Below are 7,006 nucleotides of genomic sequence, written 5' to 3'. Positions count from 1 at the left end.
CCCGCGCCCGCGCCGGGCTCATGCCCGCGCCCCGCGCCACCCCGGCGACCCTGGCCCCTGAGGCCCGTACTCCACACCGCCCTTCGGCGACTCCGCACCCATACGCTTCCCTCCCCCAAGCGCCCCTCCGGGCAGGGGCCCGACGGCGCCGCGCGGCGAGTCGGCCGCGGTCGTCGCCGCAAGAGTGGAGAATGCGCTTGCTCCGCAAGGCCTTTGATGTTCTATTACCCGCGCCCGGGCTGGTCGGCGCCCGATCGCGTCGCCCCGGGGTGGCTCCTGTCACCCGTCACGGCAACAGGTGCCCCGACCTCCCCCCACCGCGGCAGGGGGACGGCTAGGCTCGATGTCCGTACGTCGTTTGGGCGACCTGGGGAGGTACCGGGATGACGGAGGCACGGCCCGGCGCGGCCGCCTCGGCTTCCCTGTGGGAACGCGACGCGGAACTCACCGTCATCACCGAGGCGGTCGACGCGCTCAGCGATGACGCGTCGCCCTCGGAGCCGGGGAGTCTGCTGGTGTTCAGCGGGGAGGCCGGCATCGGCAAGACCGCCCTCCTGGCCGAGACCCGCCGCATCGCGGAGGCGCGCGGCTGCACGGTGTGGTGGGCGCGCGGCGGTGAGACGGTCACCTCCGTGCCCTTCAACGTCGTACGGCAACTGCTCCAGCCCGTGCTCCTGTCCCTGATGCCGGAGGAGGCGCGGGAGTACCTGGGCGACTGGTACGAGGTCGCGGGCCCCGCCCTCGGCATAGCGGACCCCGGAGAGCGGCAGGCCGACCCGCAGGGCGTGTGCGACGGACTCGTCGAGGTCCTCTCGCGGCTCGCCCGGCGGGAGTGGCCACTGGTCCTGATCGTCGACGACGCCCACTGGGCCGACCAGGAGACCCTGCACTGGCTGGCCGCCTGCTGCGAACGCCTCGCCGACCTGCGCGTGCTGCTCGTGGTGGCCCTCCGCCCCGGCGAGGCCACCGGCGAGGGCGCCCGCCACCTCGACGCGATCACCGCGGCCGCCCGCCACCCGGTCAGCGCCCTGAGTGCGCTCACCCCCGAGGCCACCGCCGGACTCACCCGGGCCACCGTCGGCGCGCACGCCGACGCCCCGTTCTGCCGCGAGGTGTGGGCCGTGACCGGGGGCAACCCGTACGAGACCGTCGAACTCCTCGCCAAGGTGCAGGACAGCCGGCTCGACCCGGTCGAGGCGTCGTGCGCCGAACTGCGCGACCTGAACCGCTCGGCCCGTGGCAACGGCCTCGTCGCCCGCCTGGAAAGCCTCGGCATCGACGCCACCCGGTTCGCCTGGGCCGCGGCCATCCTCGGCACCGGCATCACCGTGGACCTGGTGGCCGAACTCGCCACCATGAGTCCCGAGGAGGCCGCGCGCTGCGCCCAACTGCTCACCGCCGCCCGCATCATGACCGAACCGGACAGGGCGGGCCGCCGGACGGACGGCGCGGAGCTGGAGTTCGTCCATCCGCTGATCGCCAGCGCCGTCTACCGCTCCATCCCCGACGGACTGCGCACCGCCATGCATGGCATCGCCGCACGGGTCGTCACCGACTCCGGGCTCGGCGCGGCGGCCGCCTCCCGCCACCTCCTCCAGGTCCACCCGGACGACGACGAGGAACTCGTCGAGCAGATGCGTCAGGCCGCGCGCGAACACCTCGCCGTCGGCGCCCCCGAAGCGGCCCGCCGCTGCCTGGAGCGCGCCCTGGCCGAACCGCCGACACCCGAGGTCCACCCGTACGTGCTGTACGAGCTGGGCTGCGCCACGCTGCTGACCTCACCCGCCACCACCATCGACTACCTCCAGGCCGCCCTCGCCCTGCCGGGCCTGGAAGGCGACGACCGGGTGAACGCCGTCCACCGCCTGTCCCAGGCCCTGCTGCACAACGACCAGCTCGACGACGCCATCCGCACCGTCGACGAGGAAGCCGCCCGTCTCGGACCGGGCCCCTCCCGGATGCGCCTCCAGGCCGTCCACTACATGTGGGAGAGCATCCACGCGGCCGAGGAGGACTCCCCGGTACGCTCCCGGGAACTGGCCGAACTGGCCCGCACCTGCACCGGCAGGGACAACTCCGAGCGCGCCCTGCTCATCCTGCGCGGCTTCGACGCGATGACCCACGGCGAGAACGCCGAAGAGGTCGTGGAGGTGTGCGACCGCGCCCTCGTCAACGGCCGCCTCGCCCCGGGACTCGGCTGGACCGACACCGAGTGGGGCATCGAACTGCTGCTGATGCTGGGCAGCGCGTACGCCTACACCGACCGGCTCGACCGGGCGGAGAGCCTGTTCACGGAGGCCCTGCGCGCATACGAGTCGGCCGGCTGGAGCGGCGGCCACCTCGCGCTGGCCCACGCCTACGTCGGGCTCGCGCACCGCAGGCGCGGCCGGCTCCGGGACGCGGAGACCTCCCTGCGCGAGTCGCTGCGCCTCGCGGAGCGCGTCGGGCGGGGGCTGCCCCTGTACTGGTCGGCGACCTGCGGCCTCGTCGACACGCTGCTCGCCCGCGGGCACGTCGAGGAGGCCTGGTCCCTCGCCGAGCGGTACGGCTTCGCGCCTCCGTACCCGTCCACCATCGTGCTGCCCGACACCCGTTCCGTGCGCGGCCGGCTGCTGCTCGCCGTCGGGCGGACCGAGGAGGGCGTCGGCGAGCTGGAGGCCGCCGAGAAGGCGTGCGCGGGGCGCGGACACAACACGGTCCTCGCGCCCTGGGCCGGAGACCTCGCGCGGGCGCTCGCCGTCGAGGATCCGCGCCGCGCCGCCGACCTGGCCGCGACAGCCCGTCGGCAGGCCGAGCTTCTGGGCACCGAGACGGCCATCGGTGAGGCCCTGCGGGTGGCCGCCGCGCTGGAGACAGGTCAGCGCGCGGTGCGCCTGGCCGCGCAGGCCGTCGCGTACCTCGAGGCCTCACCCTGTCAGTACGAACATGCCGCCGCGCTCGTCGAGTACGGGATCGCCACCAGGTCGGTGCCCGAGCTCCAGCGGGGGCTGTCGTTGGCGGAGTCGTGTGGGGCGGACGGGTTGGCCGTCCGGGCTCGGGACGCGTTGGGTTCTGATTGACGTCACAGCCCCGCGCCCCCGTCGGGGCGCGGCTACCGCGCGAGAAGTTGGTCTGTGACCGTCGTCAGGCGTTTCTGCACCTCGCGGTCGTACGTTCCCTCGTGTGCCCGTGACGGTCGCGTGCCGTCGAAGTACCCACCGCTTCCCACGTCCTGTGTCACCAGCGCCAGGACTCCCGACGCCCCGTCCGCCACCGTGTTCCAGGGAGTGACCCCCGCCTCGCGGACCATCGCCGTGTCCATGTAGGTCGCGGGATGCAGGACGTTCACCGACACACCCGTGCCCCGGAGTTCCTCCGCGAGCGTGAACGTGTGTGCGGCCAGCGCGAACTTGCTGCGGCAGTACGCCGAGACGCCGTTGTAGCCGCGGGTCAGCTCCGGGTCGTCGCAGTCGACGGGTTCCTGGCCCGCCGAGCCCACGTTGACGATCCGCGCGGGGGTGTTGCGCCGCAGTACCGGCAGCAGGACACGGGTGAGGGCCACCGGCGCCAGGTAGTTGACCGCGAGCCGCAGTTCGTGGCCGTCGGCGCCGACCTCGCGCCCGGAGCCGGGCGGGCCGCCGCCCACCCCCGCGTTGTTGATCAGGACGTCCAGCCCGGGGTGCGCCGCGGCGACCTCGTCACCGAGCCGGCGCACCTCGGCGAGCGAGGCGAGGTCGGCGACGAAGCCGTGCGCCGCGCCCTCGGTGCGCAACTCCGCGACGAGCCGGTCGGTGCGGCGCGCGTCGCGCCCGTGGGCGAGGACCACGTGCCCGGAGCGGACCAGCTCGAAGGCCACGTACCGGCCGAGTCCGGAGGTGGCACCGGTGATGAGAACGGTCGACATGCTCCCACCCTAGGCGGGCGCGGGCGGTCTGTGAGGGGTGCTGCCGAAGCTACGACCAGCAGGGTCACCCTCCGGCGGCCTCCTCCTCCGCGAGCACCCGCTGCGCCACCGCGAACGCCGAGTTCGCCGCCGGCACCCCGCAGTAGACGGCCGTCTGCAGCAGCACCGCGCCGATCTCCTCCGGTGTCAGACCGTTGCGCCGGGCCGCCCGCACGTGCATGGCCAGCTCCTCGTAGTGGCCGTGCGCGACGAGTGCGGTCAGCGTGATCATGCTGCGTTCGCGGCGGGAGAGCGTCGGGTCGGTCCAGACCTCGCCCCAGGCGTAGCGGGAGATGAAGTCCTGGAAGCGGGCGGTGAAGGGCGTCTGGCGCGCCTGCGCCCGGTCCACATGGGCGTCGCCCAGGACCTGGCGCCGCACCTCCATGCCGCGCTCCGGCGCTCCGGTCAGGTGCGTGCGCAGCGCCGCCAGGACGGCCTTCGGGCACTGCGCGGGCGCCAGGTGCGAGGCGCCCGGGAGCTCGACCAGCGCGGAGCCGGGCACGGCGTCGGCGATCTCCCGCAGATGCGCCGGCGGGGTCGCCGGGTCCTGGCGGCCCGCGATCAGCAGGGTCCGCGTGCTGATCGACGCCAGCCGGTCACGGATGTCGAAGGCGGCGAGCGCATCGCAGCACGCGGCGTACGCGTCCGGGTCCGCGTCCCGGTGGTCCTGGACGAGTCGCGGCACGCTGAACCCGGCCGTGAACCAGCGGGAGTCGGCCGTCGCGGCGACCGGTGCCAGCCCCTCGCGGCGTACCAGCGCGGCCCGTTCCTGCCACGGCTTGGAGCCGTTGAAGTGGGCGGAAGAGCAGATGACGGCCAGTGACGCGAGCCGCTCGGGGTGGTGCACGGCGAGGTGCAGCCCCACCGCGCCGCCGAGCGACACCCCGGCGTACGCGAACCGGTCGACGCCCAGCGAGTCCGCGAGCGCAAGGACCAGTTCGGCGAGGTCGGCGACCGTCGCGCCCGGCCCGAGGAGGTCCGGGGCCGAGCCGCCGTGGCCGGGCAGGTCCCAGCGGATCACCCGGTGGGTGACGGACAACTCCGGTGCCACCGAGTCCCACAGGGCGTACGAGGTACCGAGCGAGGGGCCGAGGATCAGCGGGGGAGCGGTGGCGGGGCCCTCGATCCGGTGGTGCAACAGCTTGTCGGTCACGAGCGCTCCAGGGCACGGTCGGTGAGGGCTCCCGCGGAGCCGGTGTACTGGGCCGGGTCGGTGAGGGCCGCGAGGTCGACGTCGTTCAACGCGGGCTCCTCGGCGAGGAGTTCGGCCGGCGTGCGGCCCTCGGTGCGGGCGCGCCGGGCGACCTCGGTGAGCAGCTCCTTGGCGCGGGTGCGGCCCAGTACGGGCGCCAGTTCCGCCGCCAGCCGCTCGGAGACGATCAACCCGCGGGTGACGCCCAGGTGTTCCCGCATGGCATCCGCGTCCACCTGGAGGCCTTCGGCCAGCTGCACGGCGTCGTGCGCCGCGCCGCCCACCAACCGCAGCAGGTCGCGCAGCGGCTCCCACTCGGCGTGCCAGGCCCCGGCGGGGCGTTCGTCCTCCGCGGTCAGCGCCCCGTACAGCGTGGCGGCGAGCTGTGGCGCGCGTCGGGCCGCCGCCGCGATCAGTGTCGCCCGTACCGGGTTCGCCTTGTGCGGCATCGCGGAGGAGCCGCCGCCCGCACCCTCGGCGACCTCGGCGATCTCGGTACGGGAGAGGGTGAGGACGTCCGTGGCCGCCTTGCCCAGCGCCCCGGCCGTGAAGGCGAGGGAGCCCGCGAGGTCGGCGATGGGTGTGCGCAGGGTGTGCCACGGCAACTCCGGTGCGCGCAGGCCGAGTTCCTGTGCGTACGCGACCACGAGCGCCGTCGGGTCCGCGGCGCCGTACGCGGTGAACGCGGCCAGTGTGCCGGCTGCTCCGCCCAGTTGGGCGGGCAGCCCCTCGCGCACGGCCCGCAGCCGGTCCCGGGCGTCCAGCACCAGCGACCGCCAGCCCGCCGCCTTCAGCCCGAACGTCGTCGGCACCGCGTGCTGGGTGAGTGTCCGCCCGGGCAGGACCGTGTCCCGGTGCCGCGCCGCCAGCCGGGCCAGCGCCTGCTGAGTACGCTCCAGATCCGCCAGGACCACGTCCAGTGTGCGGGCGGCGACCAGCATCGTCGCGGTGTCCAGGATGTCCTGGCTGGTGGCGCCCCGGTGGACGTACGGCCCGTACTCCTCGCCGGCCGCCTTCGTCAGGTCGGCGACGAGCGGGATCACGGGATTGCCGCCGCTCCGGGCCCGCAGCGCGATGCCCCGGACGTCGAAGCGACCGGACCCGGCCGCCGAGGCCACCGCCCTGGCCGCATCCTCGGGGACCAGCCCCAGCGCGGCCTGCGCCCGGGTCAGCGCCGCCTCCGCGTCGAGCAGCGCCCGCAGATACGCGCTGTCGCTCGTCGCCGAGGCGGCGGGGGAGCCGGCCCACCCGGGGGCGAGCAGGCCGGTCTCGGACTCTGCAGAGGTCACCGGAACTCCAGGAACACCGTCTCGCCTTCGCCCTGAAGGCGGATGTCGAAACGGTACGTGCCGTTGCCCCCGTCCACCGCGATCAGCGTGTCGCGGCGCTCCGGCTCCAGCTGGGCGAGCAGCGGGTCCGCGGCGAGCGCCGCCTCGTCGCCGGGGAGGTAGATCCGCGTGAACAGGTGCATGAGCAGACCGCGCGCGAACACGCAGGCGCTGATGTACGGGGCGCTGCGCCCGCGGGCGCCCGGCCGCAGCGTACGGGCGTACCAGTGGCCGTTGGCGTCGGTCTGTATGCGACCCCAGCCCGTGAACTCAACCCCGTTGCGGCCCAGGTAGCCGCCGGTCGCCGGGTCGCGCCGGATCGAGCCGTCGGTGGTGGGGACCGTGCCCTCGGGGTCCGGCCCCCACAGTTCCACGAAGGCGTCCGGCAGCGGGTTGCCCTCGCCGTCGAGGACGTACCCCTGGAGGGTGATCGTGTCGGGGTGGCCGACCGGGGCGATGTCACCGCCGCCCGGGAACGGCAGCGCGTACCCGTAGAAGGGGCCGACCGTGTGCGACGGGGTGGGCAGCACGCTCTCCGGCCTGCTCGTGTCGATCCTCGTCATG

At 74.5% G+C, this 7,006-nt stretch carries 5 protein-coding genes; 1 reads left to right on the top strand and 4 read right to left on the bottom strand.

The window, feature by feature from the left end; genetic code table 11:
• Window positions 1–383: 383 nt before the first annotated feature.
• The gene (locus tag ACFYZJ_RS12995) at window positions 384–3,059 is read left to right on the top strand and encodes an ATP-binding protein (RefSeq protein ID WP_388566395.1); all 2,676 of its coding nucleotides are present in this window, start codon (window positions 384–386) and stop codon (window positions 3,057–3,059) included.
• 32 nt (window positions 3,060–3,091) lie between these two features.
• Here ACFYZJ_RS12995 and ACFYZJ_RS12990 read toward each other — a convergent pair whose 3' ends face one another.
• From ACFYZJ_RS12990 to pcaG, 4 genes are all read right to left on the bottom strand, one after another.
• A complete protein-coding gene (locus tag ACFYZJ_RS12990; RefSeq protein ID WP_388566392.1) occupies window positions 3,092–3,883 on the bottom strand; it encodes an SDR family NAD(P)-dependent oxidoreductase in 792 nt (263 codons plus the stop codon).
• 64 nt (window positions 3,884–3,947) lie between these two features.
• Window positions 3,948–5,075 (bottom strand): 3-oxoadipate enol-lactonase, encoded by a 1,128-nt coding sequence (gene pcaD / locus ACFYZJ_RS12985; protein WP_388566389.1) that lies wholly within the window; start codon window positions 5,073–5,075, stop codon window positions 3,948–3,950.
• A complete protein-coding gene (pcaB, locus tag ACFYZJ_RS12980; protein ID WP_388566386.1) occupies window positions 5,072–6,403 on the bottom strand; it encodes a 3-carboxy-cis,cis-muconate cycloisomerase in 1,332 nt (443 codons plus the stop codon). Before pcaB ends, pcaD begins: the two co-directional genes overlap by 4 nt.
• A complete protein-coding gene (pcaG, locus tag ACFYZJ_RS12975) occupies window positions 6,400–7,005 on the bottom strand; it encodes a protocatechuate 3,4-dioxygenase subunit alpha (protein ID WP_388566384.1) in 606 nt (201 codons plus the stop codon). The genes pcaB and pcaG overlap by 4 nt, the downstream gene beginning before the upstream one ends.
• Window position 7,006: the final 1 nt, after the last annotated feature.

The organism is Streptomyces sp. NPDC001848 (assembly GCF_042891915.1).
In the GTDB taxonomy this organism is placed as follows: domain Bacteria; phylum Actinomycetota; class Actinomycetes; order Streptomycetales; family Streptomycetaceae; genus Streptomyces.
Note: the sequence above shows the minus strand (reverse complement) of the source record. Positions and strands in the feature narration are given on the sequence as shown.

Excerpts from the sequence above, each read along its gene's own strand:
- ACFYZJ_RS12995 (WP_388566395.1), top strand. The coding sequence starts at position 384 with ATGACGGAGGCACGGCCCGGCGCGGCCGCCTCGGCTTCCCTGTGGGAA.
- ACFYZJ_RS12990 (WP_388566392.1), bottom strand. The coding sequence starts at position 3,883 with ATGTCGACCGTTCTCATCACCGGTGCCACCTCCGGACTCGGCCGGTAC.
- pcaG (WP_388566384.1), bottom strand. The coding sequence starts at position 7,005 with ATGACGAGGATCGACACGAGCAGGCCGGAGAGCGTGCTGCCCACCCCG.